16 protein-coding genes are annotated in these 17,826 nt (G+C 54.5%); 8 read left to right on the top strand and 8 right to left on the bottom strand.

All coding sequences use genetic code 11. From position 1 onward, the window contains the following. Nucleotides 1-8 precede the first annotated feature (8 nt). The 4 genes from iolE to iolG are packed head-to-tail and all read right to left on the bottom strand — an operon-like array spanning nucleotide 9 to nucleotide 5,667. Nucleotides 9-902, bottom strand: coding sequence for a myo-inosose-2 dehydratase (iolE, locus tag C0081_RS18060; RefSeq protein ID WP_101535242.1), 894 nt, complete (start codon nucleotides 900-902; stop codon nucleotides 9-11). Between the two features lie 3 nt (nucleotides 903-905). Next, a complete protein-coding gene (gene iolD, locus C0081_RS18055; RefSeq protein WP_101535241.1) occupies nucleotides 906-2,741 on the bottom strand; it encodes a 3D-(3,5/4)-trihydroxycyclohexane-1,2-dione acylhydrolase (decyclizing) in 1,836 nt (611 codons plus the stop codon). After that, nucleotides 2,738-4,657 carry a bifunctional 5-dehydro-2-deoxygluconokinase/5-dehydro-2-deoxyphosphogluconate aldolase gene (locus tag C0081_RS18050; RefSeq protein WP_101535240.1) on the bottom strand — a complete coding sequence of 640 codons (1,920 nt, stop codon included), beginning with the start codon at nucleotides 4,655-4,657 and terminating at the stop codon, nucleotides 2,738-2,740. The genes iolD and C0081_RS18050 overlap by 4 nt, the downstream gene beginning before the upstream one ends. Nucleotides 4,658-4,668: 11 nt before the next feature. Further along, a complete protein-coding gene (gene iolG / locus C0081_RS18045) occupies nucleotides 4,669-5,667 on the bottom strand; it encodes an inositol 2-dehydrogenase (RefSeq protein WP_101535239.1) in 999 nt (332 codons plus the stop codon). Between the two features lie 154 nt (nucleotides 5,668-5,821). Here iolG and C0081_RS18040 point away from each other — a divergent pair, with 154 nt between their 5' ends. Then, nucleotides 5,822-6,868, top strand: a complete 1,047-nt coding sequence (locus C0081_RS18040; RefSeq protein ID WP_101535238.1) for a LacI family DNA-binding transcriptional regulator — start codon at nucleotides 5,822-5,824, stop codon at nucleotides 6,866-6,868. Here the strand turns inward: C0081_RS18040 and C0081_RS18035 are convergent. Beyond that, entirely contained in the window at nucleotides 6,852-8,258 is a 1,407-nt protein-coding gene (locus C0081_RS18035; protein WP_101535237.1) for a sensor histidine kinase, read from the bottom strand. The genes C0081_RS18040 and C0081_RS18035 overlap by 17 nt on opposite strands. Further along, on the bottom strand, nucleotides 8,255-8,929 hold the full coding sequence (locus tag C0081_RS18030) for a response regulator transcription factor (protein ID WP_101535236.1): 675 nt from the start codon (nucleotides 8,927-8,929) through the stop codon (nucleotides 8,255-8,257). Before C0081_RS18030 ends, C0081_RS18035 begins: the two co-directional genes overlap by 4 nt. A 106-nt stretch (nucleotides 8,930-9,035) precedes the next feature. On the opposite strand from C0081_RS18030, the gene C0081_RS18025 reads away from it, so the two are divergent. From C0081_RS18025 to C0081_RS23270, 6 genes are all read left to right on the top strand, one after another. Then, entirely contained in the window at nucleotides 9,036-10,148 is a 1,113-nt protein-coding gene (locus tag C0081_RS18025) for an ABC transporter substrate-binding protein (protein WP_245417988.1), read from the top strand. 184 nt (nucleotides 10,149-10,332) lie between these two features. Further along, nucleotides 10,333-11,313, top strand: a complete 981-nt coding sequence (locus C0081_RS18020) for a tripartite tricarboxylate transporter substrate binding protein (RefSeq protein ID WP_101535235.1) — start codon at nucleotides 10,333-10,335, stop codon at nucleotides 11,311-11,313. Nucleotides 11,314-11,446: 133 nt separating this feature from the next. Continuing rightward, entirely contained in the window at nucleotides 11,447-11,908 is a 462-nt protein-coding gene (locus C0081_RS18015) for a tripartite tricarboxylate transporter TctB family protein (protein WP_101535234.1), read from the top strand. Nucleotide 11,909: 1 nt separating this feature from the next. Further along, the gene (locus tag C0081_RS18010; protein WP_101535233.1) at nucleotides 11,910-13,448 is read left to right on the top strand and encodes a tripartite tricarboxylate transporter permease; all 1,539 of its coding nucleotides are present in this window, start codon (nucleotides 11,910-11,912) and stop codon (nucleotides 13,446-13,448) included. 9 nt (nucleotides 13,449-13,457) lie between these two features. Continuing rightward, nucleotides 13,458-14,495, top strand: a complete 1,038-nt coding sequence (locus tag C0081_RS18005) for an AbrB family transcriptional regulator (protein ID WP_101535232.1) — start codon at nucleotides 13,458-13,460, stop codon at nucleotides 14,493-14,495. Nucleotides 14,496-14,626: 131 nt separating this feature from the next. Continuing rightward, entirely contained in the window at nucleotides 14,627-14,779 is a 153-nt protein-coding gene (locus tag C0081_RS23270) for a hypothetical protein (protein WP_180966953.1), read from the top strand. Between the two features lie 178 nt (nucleotides 14,780-14,957). On the opposite strand, the gene C0081_RS18000 is transcribed toward C0081_RS23270, so the two are convergent. Further along, the gene (locus C0081_RS18000; protein ID WP_101535231.1) at nucleotides 14,958-15,779 is read right to left on the bottom strand and encodes a citryl-CoA lyase; all 822 of its coding nucleotides are present in this window, start codon (nucleotides 15,777-15,779) and stop codon (nucleotides 14,958-14,960) included. Continuing rightward, nucleotides 15,776-16,969: a CaiB/BaiF CoA transferase family protein gene (locus C0081_RS17995; RefSeq protein WP_101535230.1), complete on the bottom strand. Its 1,194-nt coding sequence runs from the start codon at nucleotides 16,967-16,969 to the stop codon at nucleotides 15,776-15,778. Before C0081_RS17995 ends, C0081_RS18000 begins: the two co-directional genes overlap by 4 nt. A gap of 127 nt (nucleotides 16,970-17,096) precedes the next feature. Between C0081_RS17995 and C0081_RS17990 the strand changes: the two genes are divergently transcribed. Next, nucleotides 17,097-17,792 (top strand): IclR family transcriptional regulator, encoded by a 696-nt coding sequence (locus C0081_RS17990; RefSeq protein WP_101535229.1) that lies wholly within the window; start codon nucleotides 17,097-17,099, stop codon nucleotides 17,790-17,792. Nucleotides 17,793-17,826: the final 34 nt, after the last annotated feature.

The raw sequence follows: 17,826 nt of genomic DNA, 5'->3' as shown, positions 1-17,826 counted from the left end.
TACCGATCTTATTTGAGGCCCGCCTTGCGTGCCATTTCCTTTAGGGCCGCAAAGCCCATGGACTGGTACTCAAACGGATTGCGAATGTCGGGGTCCTGTTCGGCCTCAATGACCAACCAGCCTTCATAGCCATGCTCGGCAGCAGAAACCAGAACCGGTTCGAAGTCAACAATGCCGTCTGTGTCGCCGGGTACTGTAAAGACCCCACGGCGCACCCCTTCGAGGAATGACAGGCCGTCTTCACGCACTTGCTTCATTATGTCTGCGCGGATATTTTTGGCGTGGATATGGGCCACCCGCGCCATGTGACGTTTGGCAGTGGCCGCAACATCGCCGCCACCGAAATAACAATGGCCGGTATCAAACAACAGTTTGGTTGCTGGACCGGTCACGTCCATAAAGCGGTCAATCTCGGTTTCACTCTCCACCACCGTGCCCATATGGTGGTGATAGACCAGCGTGATGCCTTGATCGGCGGCAAACTGCGCCAGCGCCTCAACGCCTTTGCCAAAATTGTCCCAGTCGGTGTCAAGCAAACAGGGTTTGTCATTGACCGGCATGTCATCGGCGCCGTGAATGGCGTTGGAGGTTTCGCAGGTGATGATCACCTCGGACCCAACAGCCTTTAAAAGATCAAGATAGGGCTGCATCGCCGCTTTTTCTTGTTCAAGGCTGTTGGTTAGCAAATTGAGAGAATGCCAGCCGGAAATATAGCGAAGGCCGCGCCCGCCAAGCGCTTTTTCGATCTCGCTCGGGGTGGTGGGGAATTTGTGGCCTTTCTCTATGCCGTCAAAACCGATTTTCGCGGTTTCATCAAGGCATTGCGCAAGGCCGATATGCGCGCCCAGACTTTGGTCGTCATCATTGGACCAGGCTATGGGGTTGGTGCCAAACTTGATCATGGTTTAGATCCGATTTGCAAGGTTTTGGACATAATCTGCACGCGCTTGGTTGACTTCCTCACGCTGGCTGACTTCGGGCACGGCAACCTCCCACCAATGGCCACCATCCGGCGTGCTGGGATAGGGGTCTGTATCAATAACCACAACAAAGGGACCGGTGGCTGCTTTGGCCTGTTCCAGTGCTTTTTCCAATTCGGCAATCGAGCCCGCTTTGACCGAGCTTGCCCCCATGGAAGCACTATGCTGGACAAAGTCGATGGTTGACGGGACTTTATGCTCAGCATGGGTGAGCAGATTGTTGAACTCGGCCCCGCCAGTGCCCATTTGCAGTCGGTTGATACAGCCAAAACCGCCATTGTCAGTGATGACGATGGTGATTTTGATGCCCATCATCACAGCGGTCGCCAGCTCTGAGTTCATCATCATGTAAGAGCCGTCGCCCAGCATGCAGACAACATCGCGGTCCGGCTGGGCCATTTTAATGCCCATCGCACCGGCAATCTCATAGCCCATGCAGCTATAGCCATATTCCATGTGATAGGCTCCGGGGCGAGGTGCTTTCCAAAGCTTGTGCAATTCACCGGGCATGGTGCCCGCGGCGCACATCACCACCGTGTCAGGGCCGGACGCCCGTTGCACGGCCCCGATCACCTGTTGGTCTGTCGGCAACCCATTGCTTTGCGTGGCGTCCTCAGAAGGGGCTTGGCACAAGGGATCGACGGCAGCAAACCAATCACTTTTCAGCACAGGATTTGGTGCATCAAAACACACTTGCCCCAATGTCGAGGTGAGATCGGCCAAGCCGACCCGCGCATCACACTGCACAGGCATCGCGCCATGTTTGACCGCATCATAGGCGGCCACATTAAGGCTGATCAGCTTACGGTCCGGATTTTTGAACAAAGCCCATGAGCCAGTGGTGAAATCTTGGAAGCGTGTTCCGACACCCAGTACCAAATCAGCCTCTTCGCAAATGCTGTTGGCTGGCGTTGCTCCGGTCACCCCAACAGGGCCCAGATTGAGCGGGTGATCCCAAGCAAGGGCAGACTTGCCCGCTTGGCTCTCGACCACTGGAATGGCAAACTGTTCAGCGAAGACTTGCAGCGCATCACACGCGCCGGAATAATGCACACCGCCACCCGCAACAATCACCGGCTTTTTCGCGGCTTTGATGGCTTCAACAGCGCGGGCAAGCTCGCCTTGATCTGGATGCACGCGGCGCTGGTGCCAAATATGGGGCTCAAAGAAGCTCAAGGGCCAATCATAGGCCTCAGCCTGCACATCCTGACAGAAAGCCAGCGTCACGGGGCCGCAATCGGCAGGATCCGTCATGGTGGCAAAGGCCCGTGGCAGGGCGGTCAAAAGCTGTTCGGGGCGCGTGATACGGTCAAAATAGCGCGACACAGGTCGAAAACAATCATTGGCGCTAATGGTACCATCGCCAAAATTCTCTACTTGTTGCAACACAGGATCAGGGCCGCGATTGGCAAACACATCACCGGGTACAAACAGCACCGGCAGCCGATTGACATGGGCCAGCGCGGCCGCTGTCACCATGTTGGTCGCACCCGGGCCAATGGAGGATGTCACCGCCATCGCCCGTTTGCGACAGGATTGTTTGGCGTAGGCAATGGCAGCATGGGCCATGCCTTGCTCATTATGGCCGCGATAGGTCGCAAGGTTTTCTTGGGCGTGATACAGGGCTTCGCCCATGCCAGCTACGTTGCCGTGGCCAAAAATCGCCCACATGCCAGCGATGAACGCATCACCTTCGTCATTCATTTGCGCGGCGATGTAGCGCACCATGGCTTGAGCGGCGGTCAATCTGAGTGTGGTCATTGATTATCTCCCCCTACAGCGCGCGCCTCGTCCCAAACCGCGCAAAGATTGGCATATTTGTCTGCCATTTTTGACACAGCTTCCGCGTCCGTCAACTGTCCCTGCATCCAAGCGCGTGCCGCGTCCCCAAAGATGGTACGGCCCACGGCAAAGCCGCGCACAAGCTCAAATTTCGCCGCCTGCGCAAAGGATGCAGCCAGTTCATCGGCCGGCGCATCCAGCCCAAGAACCACAATGCCGCGTGTATGGGCATCGTTGCGCTCAATGGCCTCAACGGTCTTGGCCCATTCCGCCTTGGACTTAAACGCCTCAAGCTTCCACCAATCGGGATAGATGCCGATGTCATAAAAGCGCTGAATGATGGCCGGTGTCGTATCTATGCTGACCGGCCCGACTTTGGACGGAATGATCTCGAGTAGAAATTCCAACCGGTTGCGGCGCGAGGCTGCAAACAGGCGTTTGACCACGGTTTCCTGTTCGGCTTTCATCTCATCGCTGTCGTCGGGATGATAAAAGCACAGGCATTTGACCACATGAGCCAGCGGCCATTCAGACAGACCGCCCAAGTCTTCCCCCAACGGCGGCTCCAGCGTCAACGGACGAGAGCCCGGCCATTCCACCGGACGGCCAATCCAGAGACCTTGACCCGTTGCTTTGTCTAGCGCATCACGCCCCAGTCGTTCGTCACATAGCAAACCATAGCCAGCCTGCCCGTTGGAGACCTTTGTTGCGGCCTCGACACACAGCTGTTTGAAAGCGCCTATTTTATCAGGCGCCGCGCCATCCATTTCTTCCAATTGCATACGGTGGTCAAAAGCAAACACCCGCATATCGGACCAGTCACCCTTGCTGATCGGTGGCCGGTTGGTGGACCAGTGCAATTGCTCGAGCTCTGGGTCCTTGCGCAATGCTTTGATCTTGATGCCGCGTTTGAGGAAAAATTGCAGCTCCTCCCAACTTGGATAAGCAGGGGTGCAGCCGTGGCGCGAAACGGCAAACGCACCGCAGGCATTGGCATATTTGAGCGCCGTTGGCCAGTCTTCGCCATCCAGCCAGCCCTTTAGCAAGCCCGACATAAAACCATCGCCCGCGCCAAGTACATTGAACACCTCAATGGGGAAACCCGGACCGCTTTGGCCGTCATCCAGACTGTCGGGAATGGCATCGGTGAAGGCAACCGCCCCCATTGCACCGCGCTTGCAAACGAGGGTCGCCTTGGACACTTTTCGCACCGCGCGAAGAGCCTGCAGCGTATCAGTGGTGCCACCTGCAATATGGAACTCTTCTTCCGTTCCGACGATCAGGTCAAAATAATGTAGCGTGGATTGCAATTTTGTCGTCACGGCGTCTGAGGCAATAAACCGGTTTTCGCCGTCGCCGTGGCCCGACAGGCCCCAAAGGTTGGGCCGATAGTCGATATCAAGCGCTGTCTGGGCACCGGTTTGGCGGGCCAGTTTTAACGCTTTGAGGACAGCGCCTTCCGTTTGGGGGTTGGAAAGATGCGTACCCGTGACCGTAACACAGCGGCTTTGAGCAATGAAGGCGGGATCAATATCCTCTTCGCAGAGGGCCATATCGGCGCAATTTTCGCGGTAGAAAATCAACGGGAATTGCTCCCGATCCCGAATGCCCAAAAGCACCAGTGCGGTGAGGCGCTCGGGGTCGGTGACAACGCCGCGTGTATCCACGCCTTCGCGTTCAAGCTGTTCGCGTATGAACCGGCCCATATGCTCGTCGCCAACGCGGGTGATGAGCGCGGACTTCAGCCCCAATCGAGCCGTACCCGTTGACATATTGGTTGGCGACCCGCCCAGATATTTGGAGAATGAACCCATATCTTCCAGTCGACCGCCGATCTGGCTACCGTATAAATCGACCGATGAGCGGCCAATCGTGATGACATCAAGGCTTTTCATGGAAATCCTCATTAAAGAAAATGTGCCAATTCAATCGTTTTGCCCTGTTTCAACGAGGCGTTGGCAGCTTCTGCCAAAGCAAGGGCGTTGACACCATCGGCGAGTGACGCAGGGAAGGCGGTCTTGGCGGCAACGGCTTCAACAAAGGCATTCCATTCGATCTGGTAGGCTTTGTTGTAGCGCTCAAGGAAAAAATGCTCTGGCTTGGCTGAGGTCACACCGGCACTGGTTGCTTTTACGACCGTATTCTCCAACATATTCTCGGCGCTGAGCATTCCCGTTGATCCCAAAAGCTCAATGCGCTGGTCATAGCCAAAGGCCGCGCGGCGGCTGTTTTTGATCACCGCTAGCCGCCCGTCTGCAAATTGCAGGGTGACAATTGCGGTATCCACATCCCCCGCAGCTCCGATTTCGGGATCGACAAGGCTGGCGCCAGCTGCCGAAACTCTTTGCGGGACAGCGCCAAAAAGCCAACAGACGATGTCAAAGTCGTGGATCATCATGTCGCGATACAGACCGCCAGACACCTTGACATAGCTGACCGGAGGGGGCGCAGGGTCAAAGCTGGTCACGGTGAGCAGTTCCCCTTTGCCGATATCGCCCGCATGGAATGCGGCTTTCAACGTTGCAAAGTTGGGGTCAAAACGTCGGTTGAACCCGATCATCACGGGTTGCTTGGACTTGGCGACAACATCCTGACAACGTTTGGCGCGCTCAAGGCTCAAATCCACCGGTTTCTCGCACAACACAGACTTGCCCGCCGCCACGGCGGCTTCGATCAAATCGGAATGGGTATCTGTGGATGTCGCGATCAACACTGCATCGATGGCGGGGTCGGATAAGATCGCTTCGGTAGACCTGACCTCAATTGCGTATTCTTTGGCCAGCTTAGACGCCGGTTCGGCGAAAACGTCCGATACGGCCACGAGTTGGCTGTCTTTGTGATGTGCAATGTTTGCTGCATGCACCTGCCCGATACGGCCTGCGCCCAAAAGCCCGACTGAAAGCATAGGTTTCCTCCTCCTGTAGCACCGTGTTTTGCAAAAACTCTCACATTTTGCACGCGGGAGCAAGAAACTTTTGCCCGCGTGTGCAAGCTATGCGTTGTGCTGGCAAATGCGATCAAGTAAAGATAGAAATACGGAACATGAATTGGAATGTTGAATGGCTGAAAGTAATGGCGAAAAGCCCGTATCTGAGCAAAGTGCGGGACAACAAAACCGGGTGACGGCAGACGATGTCGCCAACAAGGCCGGTGTGTCTCGCTGGACCGTCAATCGGGCGTTTAGACCAGATGCCTCCATTTCTCCCAAATCACGCGCCCGTGTTATGCAGGCAGCTGAACAGCTGGGGTATGCGCCCGATTTGTTGGCCTCCAGTCTGGCGTCCGACAAGTCAAATCTTGTAGCGCTTTTGGTGGATGATTTCGACAATCCGCACAAATTGGTGATGTTGGAGCGACTGACTCGTATTTTGCGCAAGAACGGGTGGGATACACTGTTGGTCAATATGATTGACCGCGATGATGCCTCTCATGCGTTGCTGAATGCCAGCCAAAGGCGCGTTGATGCGACAATTCTAATCGGCATTGAATTTGATGATGACGTGATTGCGGCAGCGTTGAGCGCCCGCAGGGTTAAAAAACTGATTGTGCTAGCCCGGTCATCGCACAATCCTCACACAATATCGGTTTGCTGCGATGATGTGGCAGCCATGACCGAAATCGAAACCTATGTAACGCAAAAAAAATATAAGCGTCCCTTGTTTTTCGCCGGTCCCAACACCGCGTCCGCTCATCTCAATCGAAAACAAACCTTTCTTGATCTTTGGCGGACAGGGCACGGATTTGAGCCAGAGGTGATTGATGGACATGCCTATGACCCGATCTTGAGCATGAAAGAGATTCAAGCAGCACTTGGGGATAGGGCAAGACAAGATCTGCCTGACATCATTGTTTGCGAAAATGATGCGTTGGCCATTGGTGCGATGGATGCAATCCGCCACGGGCTGGGCTTGCAGGTGCCTGACGATATTGCTGTGATCGGTTTTGACGATGTGCCGCTGGCGCTCAGCCCCAATTATCAGCTAACAACCTACCGTCAACCGATCACCGCGATGGCCGAGCGCATCGTTGCCATTCTTAACAACACGACCGAAACAGACAAGCACGACGGTTTCGTCGGCCACATCGTGATCAGAAAGAGCGCCTGAAATCAATTTGCACCAGCGTCCCCGTCTTGGTGGGCGGCGTTTGGATGCACATCTGTCCCCCGAACAGAGTGGTGATCTCTTGAGCAATTGCCAACCCCAGACCGGAGCCGTTGATTGACTGTTCGGGACGCTTGAAGCGTTCAATCAACGCAAGGGCGTCCTTTGGCATTCCAACCCCGTTGTCCTGTACTTCCAGCCGCGTCCACTTGGTGCCGTCTTTGGTCGCGGCGGTCACCCGCACGGTTATTTCATCACCACCGGTGGCGTGCTTGATGGCGTTGTCGAGCAGGTTTTTTAAAAGCTCGCCCACCAGTATAGCCTCCCCTTTGCAGTGGAGGTCATCTTCGCCTTCAAAGCCAAGATCAAAGCCCATGCTTGCCGCTTGTGGCACCAGCCCCATCGTCACCTCGCGCGCAACATGGGACAGATTGATCTGCGCATTGGTGAGTGTCTGTGAGGATCGCGCGTCCACCCGCGCCAACAGCATGAGCTGGGACAGGGTGCGTTCCGCATCGGTGATTGCATTGTTGCAGGTCTGCAAAGATGCTTTTGCTTCTTCCAGCGTTTCTGCCCGACTGGCCAGAGTGATTTGTGTTCGGATAATCGCCAGTGGGGTTCTGATTTGATGGCTGGCGTTGCCGGTAAAGTTTTTCAGCGCCTGAATGGCACCGGACAGGTGAACCATAAAGTCGTTGAACCGCTGCACCAGTCCTCCCACTTCCTGTGGTACATGATGCAAAATGGGGCGCAGATCATCCAGACTGCGCCGTCCGATTGCCGCTTCCAGCTTATGAAGGGGGCGCAGGCCGCGGGTCACCGCGAACCAGACGATGATGGCCGCCGATAGAACCAACAAAAGCTGACGCAGCGCCGACCTGATCAGAATTTCTTGTGTCAGTTTTTGCCGCGCCACGGTGGTCTCGGCCACACTCACCCGATAGGGGATCGAATGCAGTCCGGAAGAAGCGGCCGATTGCATAACCGCAATCCGGACGCTGTCTTGCTTGTAGGTGATGTCAGCAAAGCGAACCGTGCCACGTTGCTCGGCCTTTTGTTCAAACTCTGGCACGGGCAGCTGATGGTAACCTGTGACGAAGATATTGTCGGGACCATCGATGCGATAAAACACCCGATCCTGCGCAGCGGAAGTCAACATGTCCAGTGCCACATACGGGATGTCGACTTCTAACTTGCCATCATCATTGACATAAACACGCTCGGAAATGGCCAAAACGGAACCCGTAAGCACCCGATCTGCGGCTTCTGTTGCGGTCTCGCGGGCGTTGAAATAGCTATCCATCATTGCCAGAACCGCAACCAGACCAAGAGGGATCATGAGCCAAAGCAGCAGCCGGCGCCGCAGCGAATAGGGCGACGGGTGGTCGCTCATGTAGTCTCATCCAGCTGAAGGTAATATCCGAGCCCGCGTGCGGTGTTGATTTTGATGCTGTGCGGCGACAAGCGTTTGCGCAGTCGCGAGATATATTGCTCGACAGCATTCTCGCTTAACTCGTCGTCAAAGCTGGAAAGGGATTCCAATATTTGGGTCTTGGACAAAACCCTCCCGTTGGCCAGCAGCAGCGCTTGCAAGATATTGAATTCGCGCGCGGGCAAATCTGTGGGCTGATCGCTGATACGTAAGGTGCGCCCAGTCATATCAAGACTGATCGGGCCAAGATCAAGCTGTGCTGCTGTTGCACCGGCTCGCCTGCGCAGCAATGCCCGCACACGGGCTTCTAGTTCGGGCACTTCAAAAGGCTTGGTCAAATAATCATCCGCCCCCAGATCGAGCCCCTTGACCCGATCATCAACCCCGTCTCGCGCGGTTAACACCAGCACCGGAGTGTCGTTGCGGCGGGCACGCATATTACGCAGGATTTCAAAACCGTCCATATGAGGCAGATTGAGATCCAGCAGAGCCAAATCGTAATTTTGCGCCGCCAGAACGGCGTCTGCATCGCTGCCCGTTGCAACGCTGTCGACCGCATAGCCATTGCTGGTCATGACCTTGATCAGGCCGTCAGCCAGTACCGGATTGTCTTCGATAATGAGTATGCGCATTGTCCCCTCCGCGGTGCAGTGTAAAGGAAAACTTGTGCTTGTGCCTAGGCCAAATCTATGCCCATTCTTGACTTTAGGACAATGTGCTGACTGGGAGGATGTCACTTTGCTCAATAAAGTAGAAGCGCGTAAACATCATAATTTCTATGGGCTTCTTGCTGTTGTCATGGGCTGTATCGGGCTGGTGTCCTTTGCCTCTCAAGGGATGGCGGACACTCTGTTCCCCGCCAAGCAGCCGGAATTGGGCGGACCGGTTCTGACCGTCTACTCTTCCCTCGATAGGGAGCTGTCGCGTCCTCTGGTCGACGCTTTTCAGACTGCCAATCCCACCGTCGCACTCCGATATGAAGAAATGCAGACGCAAGATGTCTATGAGCGGACAATTGAAGAAACAGACCAGTCAGGCAAGACGGCAGATATTATCATCTCCTCTGCCATGGATTTGCAAATGAAGTTGGCCAATGATGGTTATGCCAGACGCGTTGACCTGCCGAATATTGACATATGGCCCGATTGGGCCAGCTGGCGGGACACCGCTTTTGCCTTAACTTTCGAACCTGCCGTGATTGTTTATCACAAACCCAGCTTCATCGATATCGCTCCACCCCATTCCCGTGCCGAGTTGATTGCTCTGTTGCGCGAAAGGGGCGATGCGTTTTTCGGTCGAATCGCGACCTATGATATCGAGCGGGCGGGCGTGGGCTATTTGTTTCTTGCGCTGGATGAGAAGAATCATCGCGATATCTGGGATTTGGTCAATGCACTGGGCAGTGCCGGGGTGAAGCTCTATTCCAATTCGTCTGCCATATTGCACAGGGTTGCTGAAGGACAGTTTGCGCTTGGCTATAATATATTGGGGTCTTATGCGGCGAATTGGACCAAGACCCATCCCGAACTGGGCATCATTCTTCCTTCCGATTATACCCTTGTCATGTCCCGTATTGCCCTTGTGCCACAGGCTGCACAAAATCCTGAGTTGGGCACGCAATTCCTCAGTTTCTTGATGAGTCGGGAAGGGCAGTCGATTATGGCAAAACAGGTTGGCATACCCGTTTTGCATCCAGATATTCGCGGCGACAATACGGTGCATCATATGGCCACGGCTCATGGCAGCCAATTGCGCCCGATTGCCGTGCGCCCCAGCCTTATGGTCTATCTCGATCAGGTCAAGCGCGCCAAAATCGTCGAGAAATGGAACAAGGCTTTGAGCAACCAATGAACCGCGGTTGTTATACAGGGATGCCATCGCCGGGCGTTTTATAGTAGAATGTATATAGGTGATATTCCCTATATATTGCACTGCAGCGACAGCTTGATGACAGGTTCGCCTGTTTGACTTGCGCCAGCTTGACCCGGCACGGTGGAGGTACCACCGGGTTATTTTCTAATGGGAGGACAACCTAATGAAACTTTTGAAAGCGGCTTTGACCGCAGCAGTATTCACTGTATCTGTAGCAACCTTTTCGGCTCCAGTGCTTGCTGATGGCCACAAAGTGCTCGATCAAATCAAGTTCCTTATTCCTGGTGGCGCTGGTGGCGGCTGGGATGGCACAGCGCGCGGCACCGGTGAAGCACTGACCAAATCTGGCCTTGTTGGCTCAGCATCTTATGAAAACATGTCCGGTGGCGGTGGTGGTAAAGCCATTGCGCATTTGATCGAAACCAATGATCCGAACACTTTGATGGTCAATTCAACGCCCATCGTTATCCGATCCTTGCAGAAGGTCTTTCCACAGTCCTTCCGCGACCTGACACCAATCGCAGGAACTGTCGGTGACTATGGTGCGCTTGTTGTCGGCAAAAACTCTTCATACAACACCTTTGCTGAATTGTTGGCGGCCTATAACGCTGATCCCAAAAAAGTTGCCATCGGTGGCGGCTCGGTTGCTGGCGGTATGGACCATTTGATCTCTGCGCTGATTATGAAAAGTGCCGGAGCCAGCCCAACCGCTGTGAAATATATCCCTTATGATGCGGGTGGCAAAGCAATGGCCGGCTTGTTGTCTGGCGAAATCAAAGCGCTGACCACTGGCTTTGGTGAAGCAATCGAGCTTGCACGTCAGGGTGAAGTGAAAATCCTTTGTGTCACCGCTCCCGACCGCGTTGACGCTGCCAAAGACACGCCAACCTGCGACGAAGCAGGCGCAACAGGAGCATTCTTCGTCAACTGGCGCGGGTTCTTTGCGGCACCTGATCTGCCTACGGAGCAAAAAGCAAAATTTGTTGAAGCTCTTCAGGAAATGTATGACACCGAAGAATGGGCAACCGTTCGTGACCGCAATGGTTGGGTGGAAATTTTCAATCCAGATGACAAATTTGTTGCCTTCCTGGAAGGTCAAGAAAAAGAAGTCACAACTCTGATGAAGGAACTCGGCTTTATGTAAGCCTGTCTTTCCAGAGACAATCCACCCTGAGTGGATGTGAAAATGGGATGGGAGGAGCCAGCGTTGCTCCTCCCTTCTGCATCCCATACCGTGATCAAAGACCCAAACGATCCCAACCATTTGGACCATTGCCATGCTGCTCAACAAAGATAGAATTGGTGGGCTCTTGCTGCTGATTTTCAGCATCACCTACGGCCTGCTCAGTCAACAAATTCATCTTTTACCCTTTCAAACCAACTCGGCATTTCACGCCCGAACCATGCCCGAAGTGCTCTCTGTTCTGGCCATCGGCCTGTCCCTGTTGGTTATTCTGTTTCCCGGCACCAACGAAGGTCCGCGGTTCGCCGGTCTCAAATGGGGATTGGGGTTTGCCTTTCTGGCATTGATGTCAGTCTATGGCCTTCTGGTTCGCCCTCTGGGTTTCATTGCGGCGACATCTTTGTTTCTGATGATCGGCTTTGCGATGCTTGGGGAACGCAAAATCTGGCTTCTTGTTGCCGTTGCAGTGCCTTTGGTGATTGCTTTTTGGGTGATGATGACGATGGGGCTGGATGTGTTCATCGAGCCATTGCCAGAATTTATGAGAGGCAATTGACATGCTTGACGGTATCCTGATCGGGCTTGGCACTGCCATGTCACCGATGAATCTTGTGTTTGTTGTTATCGGCTGTTTTGTTGGAACATTTATCGGCATGTTGCCGGGCCTCGGGCCAATGTCGGCGATTGCGCTAATGATTCCCATCGCATCCACGCTGGACCCCTCTGCTGGCATTATTTTGATGGCCGCAGTCTATTATGGTGCAATTTTTGGCGGCTCGACCTCCTCCATTTTGATCAACGCGCCGGGTGTGGCCTCAACGGTTGCCACCTCTTTCGATGGTTATCCTATGGCCCAACAGGGCATGGCAGGCAAGGCTCTGGCCATTGCCGCCTATTCGTCCTTTTCCGGTGGCGTGATTGCAGCTATTTTTCTGCTCATCGCAGCGCCCTTCTTGGCCAGCGTCTCGCTCTCCTTCCAATCTACTGACTATTTTGCGCTGATGGTTCTTGGCTTGACTGCCGTTGCGGCATTTGCCAGCCGTGGGGATGTGCTCAAAGCTTTGTTGATGACCGTTGTCGGTCTGATGCTCTCGACCGTTGGCACCGACCAGACCCAAGGCGTGCCACGCTTTACCCTCGGCATTCTGGACCTGACCGACGGGATTTCATTCCTGCTGTTGGTGATGGCAACATTCGCGCTGTCCGAAGCTTTGATCGCGATCCTGAAGCCTGACAATGACAGCAAACGGCAGGAGGAAAAAGAAGCTTCCTCTCACCTTGGTTCCATGGCCATCAGCAAAGAAGAAGTCAAGGAAATGGTGCCGGTGATTGGTCGGTCCTCTGTGCTTGGCTTTCTGATTGGCGTGTTGCCTGGTGCCGGCGCGACCATTGCCTCGTTTCTTGCCTATGGTACAGAGCAACGCATTGCGGGTGCAGAAAAAGGAAAATTGTTCGGCAAAGGATCAGTCCGCGGGCTTGCTGCACCGGAAACAGCCAACAATGCCGCTGCAACAGGCTCTTTTGTGCCATTGTTGACACTGGGTATCCCGGGGTCTGGCACAACCGCCATCATGCTGGGTGCGTTGGTCGGTTATGGCATTCAGCCCGGCCCACGGCTTTACGTTGATAATCCTGAGGTGTTTTGGTCGGTGATCGTATCCATGTGGATTGGCAACATCATCTTGCTAGTGCTGAATCTGCCGCTGATTCCTTATATCGCGCGCATTCTGGCCGTTCCAAGCCGGTTCCTGTTGCCCTTCATCTTGTTCTTTTCGCTGATCGGGGTTTATTTCGTCAGCTTTAATACCTTCGACATTCAGTTGATGGTGTTGTTTGGCGCCATTGCCTTGCTGCTGCGTTTTCTTGATTTCCCGATGGCTCCGATGATCCTTGGATTCATTCTGGGGGGGATGATGGAAGAAAATCTACGCCGCGCGCTTTTGATCAATGATGACAGTTGGGCCTTTTTGTGGGAACGTCCCCTGACCCTGACGATTCTGTTGATTGCCGGGGCCTGCCTTCTCGTTCCCATGCTATCCCCGCTGTTTGGCAAAATGCGTAAGTCTCTCTCCGGGCAAAGCTCCACAGAAGATTGATAATCGGGCATGACGACGCTTGACGATAACAAGTCGATACAGGTTGGTATCACCCTGAGCCTTGGTGCTCTGGGTGGTACCATTGCTTTTTACGCAGGCTTTCCTGCTCCTTTTCTTACCGGCTCGGCGATTCTGGTCACTCTTGCCTGCCTGCTGGGACTGACCTTGAGAATCCCCAACCTGCTGCGCAACGCTTGTTTTGTTGCGATTGGCCTTTCCATGGGCTCCGGCGTCACGCCACAAGTTTTGGAAACCATTGGCTTGTGGCCGATGGCCTTTGGTATTTTGACACTGTCGCTGTTGGGCACTTTCTTTGGCTGCAGATGGATGTTGGGCCGCTATTGGCACTATGACGTCCGGTCCGCAACGCTGGCGGCGACGCCAGGGCATTTGAGTTTTGTTCTTGGCCTCTCCAGCCAAAACAATGTCGACATTGCATCTATTTCCATTGTTCAATCCATCCGCGTTATGGTTCTGACGGTGGTGGTGCCTTTCGCCGTAACCGCATTGGGGCTTAATAGCGGCGTGCATGCGATGGCACCGCCTCAAATGGCGCTCAGTGCACTGCTTTGGCTGGCTCCCGTGGCGGCCTTGATTGGCTGGGGCATGAACAGGTTCCGCCTGCCTGCCGCCTATCTGTTGGGTGGCATGATGGTCTCGACACTCACCCACGCAACGGGGGTGGTCATCGGGCAAATCCCGCCTTGGCTCACGATGATTGCTTTTACCATCATGGGCAGTCTCATCGGCACACGTTTTTCCAATGTCACATGGCACCAGCTCAAAAATGCTGCCGGTGCTGGCTTGGCTGCCGTTCTGGTGGCGTCAGGCATGGCGGTGCTTGCGGGAACCATTGGCTCTTGGTGGCTGGGGTTGCCGCTGCCGCAATTGTTAATCGCATTTGCCCCGGGGGGGCTGGAGGCGATGGCTGCAATGGCCGTGATTATGCAAGTCGATACGGCCTTTGTTGCCGCCCAGCATATATTCCGTCTCTTTGTCCTGACTTTTTTGGCTCCTGCCGTGCTTTTATGGGAAGACCGAAAATAGTGTCTCAACCGGTGGGTGCGCACGGTGAGCCATGCTGTTCGGGCATGGCTGCTCGAGCAAACTGCGACACCAAAACTGCGTGATTTTCCTATATAGTGTCAGGCAGGAAAACCGGCCTTTGGAGAGAAACCATGTTCAGTGGTGTTAAACGAGTAACCCGCGCTTTTAGTCAAGCATGTTATCAAGACCTGCCTGCAATTATGCGCGTTTCTGCTGCGCTCAACGAAGGCCAGCGCCCCTCAAAAACGGACTTGAAAACGCTGCATTTCCCTAGCGATTTTTGATCTTGGGTTGAAATTCTGTTCAAATAGTCCAATCGAATTTTCTGACGACTAAAATCAATCAAAACCAAGCGACAGGTCGATTGATCATTGTTCTCTTCAGTCATTTCCTCCCTGTGGCTGTTGAAATTAAAGGCCCTCCGGAACATCTTGGTTCCTGAGGGCCTTTTTTGTTTTGGCTTTACGATTCGGGATCAATCGGATTGGGCCCGCTGTAGGTCCAACGATAAGAAGGCGGCGTCGGTCCTTTGTTGCGTTCGCCCTGATTCATCTGTTCCCATGCATGGGCAATCACCCCGACCGAACGGGACAGACAAAACAGCCCCCGCGCCAACGGGCCTGCAAATCCCAATTCCGCATAGATCACCGCCGTTGCACCATCAATATTCATCGGCACAGGCTTGCCCTTGCGTTCATTGAGCAGCTTTTGCAAGGCGCGGCCTATTTGGGCAAACTCTCCACCCACCGTTCCTTGAGCTGCGGCTTCGTCCACCAACGCCAGCAGTCTGGGTGCTCGCGGGTCTTCTGGTTTGTGAAAGCGATGGCCAAAGCCGGGGACGAATTTTGTGCGTTCCGCCTGCCATTTGTCCACCATAGTGGCGGAAGCCTCCTCCAAAGCAGTTCCCTCGCGCACGGACGCTGCGATCCAGTGATACAATTCCACCGCTTGCTCTCCCGCACCTCCATGAACATCATCCAGCATATTGACCGCAGAGGCCATTGCACCGTTCAGGCTCAGCCCGCACGTCACCGCCATACGGGCGGCCGCGATGGACGGTGCCTGCGGACCATGGTCGACCGCCGCAACCAAGGCGCATTCCAATAGTTTGGCTTGGGCAGGAGTGGGTAGATCACCACGGGTCATCAGCCAGATCATTTGCGGGAAGGAGACGGTTCCGATGAGATCCTCGATCGGGTTGCCGCGAAAGCGGATCTGACCAGGAGCCATGTCGATGATGGACGTAGTCCACCAGTCTGAGACATCGTTGCGTTCGCCACTCATAGGGTTCCCTCCTTTTTCAATCTTGCCAGTTCGTCACTGGACAGGCCCAACTCGGTCCAGATTTCTGCATTGTCCTGTCCCAACTCTGGTGGGGGAGTGTCCACATGCAGCGCTTCTCCATCCAGCTTTATCCCCGTTGTCACCACCTCAATATCACGTCCGACACCGGGAACATTCGCGAAAGGATGCAAGAATCCACGCTCGGCAATTTGCGGCATGCCAAGCACTTCAGGCACACTCAATACCGCCCCAGCAGGAACGCCAATGTTGTTCAGGTCTCTGGCCCACTCACGCGCAGATCGTGTCAAAAGCACCGTCTCCAATGCAGCTTTGAGCGCCAAACGGTTCTTTTTGCGATCTTCCCGCGTCGCATAGTCCGGTTGATCGCGCAAAATCTGCAGGCCCAAATGATCGGTCAACAGCACCCATTGTTCGTCCTTGTTGGCGGAGATGTTGATCAGGCTGTCTTTTGCCGCAAATGTGCCCGATGGGGCCGACGTCGGATTTTCATTGCCATTGGCGGTGGGCTCCACACCCGCAATAAGGTGGTTGGAAACGACCCACCCCATGGTGGCCAAAACGCTTTCCAGCATTGAAACATCCAGAAAGGCCCCACGGGGCTTGGCATTGAGTGCCGCAGCAATGGCAAAGGCTGCTGTCATTCCGCCGACGCTATCGGCAACCGGATAGCCAACCCGCAGGGGGGCGCTGTTGCTGTCACCGGTGATTGACATCACGCCGGAAGCGCCTTGAATGATCTGGTCATAGGCAGGCCTGTGCACCCATGGACCATCCTGCCCGAAACCGGATATCGCACAATAGATCAAGTCTGGCTTGATGGCTTTAAGCGCCTCATAGCCGACACCCAGTCGGCTCATGACGCCGGGGCGAAAATTCTCAACCAGCACATCAGCGGTGGCGACCAGTTTCTCAAACAGTTTTTTGCCTTCGGAATGTTTGAGATTGACGGTTACCGATTTTTTGCCTGCGTTCTGCGCCAGAAATGAGACGCCCATGCTTTTGGCGTTGAGTTCCGTATCCGCGCCCAATTGTCTGGCCAGATCCCCACGACCCGCCGCTTCCACTTTGATAACATCCGCCCCCATATGCACAAGCTGATGACAGCAAAAGGGGCCAGCCAGAACATTGGTCAGGTCCAGTATGCGAATGCCTTCTAGCGGTTTGATCAAGTCAACCTCCTTCGTAAGTTCTATCTAGTAGAACGAATTTGTAATTAATAGAACAGTGTGTCATGATCGTCTCACTTGTCAATCACGAATTTGGCCGCAGGCGAGGGGCCAGACAAAGGAAGCAGCGATGTCGGAAGCCAAAGGCGTTGAAGCCGTTGAACGTGCGTTGAGCATTCTAGATTGTTTTGAACCAGACACCACCGAGCTGAGCCTTGCTGAAATTGCGCGCCATACGGGTCTCTACAAAAGCACGATCCTGCGTTTGGCAGTGTCGCTGGAGCGGTTTGGCTACTTGGTCCGCGGGGAGGGCAGTCGATTTCGTGTCGGGCCGACAGCTTGGCGACTTGGTGCCAATTATCGACAAAGTTTCGACCTTGCAGCTGTTATCCGCCCGCAGTTAAAGCAATTGAGTGAGGCCACCAATGAGACGGCCTCATTCTATGTCAAAGAGGGGCGGCATCGTGTGTGCCTGTTCCGGCACGAACCGCCTCGGGCAATCCGTCATACGATACAGGAGGGAGTGAGCCTGCCGCTTGTTCAAGGCGCTTCGGGTAAAATCCTGCAAATTTTCGCGAAAATTCAGCAGGATTATGGGACAGAAGAAGACGCCCGTGTGCGGTCCTGCGGCATTGCGATTTCCATGGGAGAAAGGGACGTGGAAGTGGCCGCAATCGCTACGCCGATCCTGTCGACATCCGGTGGGCTTGTTGGTGCTTTGGCTGTGTCAGGGCTGATCACCCGTTTTGGCCCGGACCGTCAGGAGGAGATGACGATCCTCTTGAAGGACTATCGTAAGGCATTGGAAAAAATGATCATTTGCTAGGTGCTTCTACTGTGCATAAATCGGCTTTGAAGAG

The sequence above is a fragment of the Cohaesibacter celericrescens genome, assembly GCF_002866925.1.
Lineage (GTDB): Bacteria > Pseudomonadota > Alphaproteobacteria > Rhizobiales > Cohaesibacteraceae > Cohaesibacter > Cohaesibacter celericrescens.
Note: the sequence above shows the minus strand (reverse complement) of the source record. Positions and strands in the feature narration are given on the sequence as shown.

Coding starts and splice junctions, on each gene's coding strand:
- C0081_RS18035 (WP_101535237.1), bottom strand. CDS start 8,258: ATGAGCGACCACCCGTCGCCCTATTCGCTGCGGCGCCGGCTGCTGCTT.
- C0081_RS17990 (WP_101535229.1), top strand. CDS start 17,097: ATGTCGGAAGCCAAAGGCGTTGAAGCCGTTGAACGTGCGTTGAGCATT.
- C0081_RS18030 (WP_101535236.1), bottom strand. CDS start 8,929: ATGCGCATACTCATTATCGAAGACAATCCGGTACTGGCTGACGGCCTG.
- C0081_RS18040 (WP_101535238.1), top strand. CDS start 5,822: ATGGCTGAAAGTAATGGCGAAAAGCCCGTATCTGAGCAAAGTGCGGGA.
- C0081_RS18010 (WP_101535233.1), top strand. CDS start 11,910: ATGCTTGACGGTATCCTGATCGGGCTTGGCACTGCCATGTCACCGATG.
- C0081_RS18005 (WP_101535232.1), top strand. CDS start 13,458: ATGACGACGCTTGACGATAACAAGTCGATACAGGTTGGTATCACCCTG.
- iolG (WP_101535239.1), bottom strand. CDS start 5,667: ATGCTTTCAGTCGGGCTTTTGGGCGCAGGCCGTATCGGGCAGGTGCAT.
- C0081_RS18015 (WP_101535234.1), top strand. CDS start 11,447: ATGCTGCTCAACAAAGATAGAATTGGTGGGCTCTTGCTGCTGATTTTC.
- C0081_RS18050 (WP_101535240.1), bottom strand. CDS start 4,657: ATGAAAAGCCTTGATGTCATCACGATTGGCCGCTCATCGGTCGATTTA.
- iolD (WP_101535241.1), bottom strand. CDS start 2,741: ATGACCACACTCAGATTGACCGCCGCTCAAGCCATGGTGCGCTACATC.
- C0081_RS18000 (WP_101535231.1), bottom strand. CDS start 15,779: ATGAGTGGCGAACGCAACGATGTCTCAGACTGGTGGACTACGTCCATC.
- C0081_RS18020 (WP_101535235.1), top strand. CDS start 10,333: ATGAAACTTTTGAAAGCGGCTTTGACCGCAGCAGTATTCACTGTATCT.
- C0081_RS23270 (WP_180966953.1), top strand. CDS start 14,627: ATGTTCAGTGGTGTTAAACGAGTAACCCGCGCTTTTAGTCAAGCATGT.
- iolE (WP_101535242.1), bottom strand. CDS start 902: ATGATCAAGTTTGGCACCAACCCCATAGCCTGGTCCAATGATGACGAC.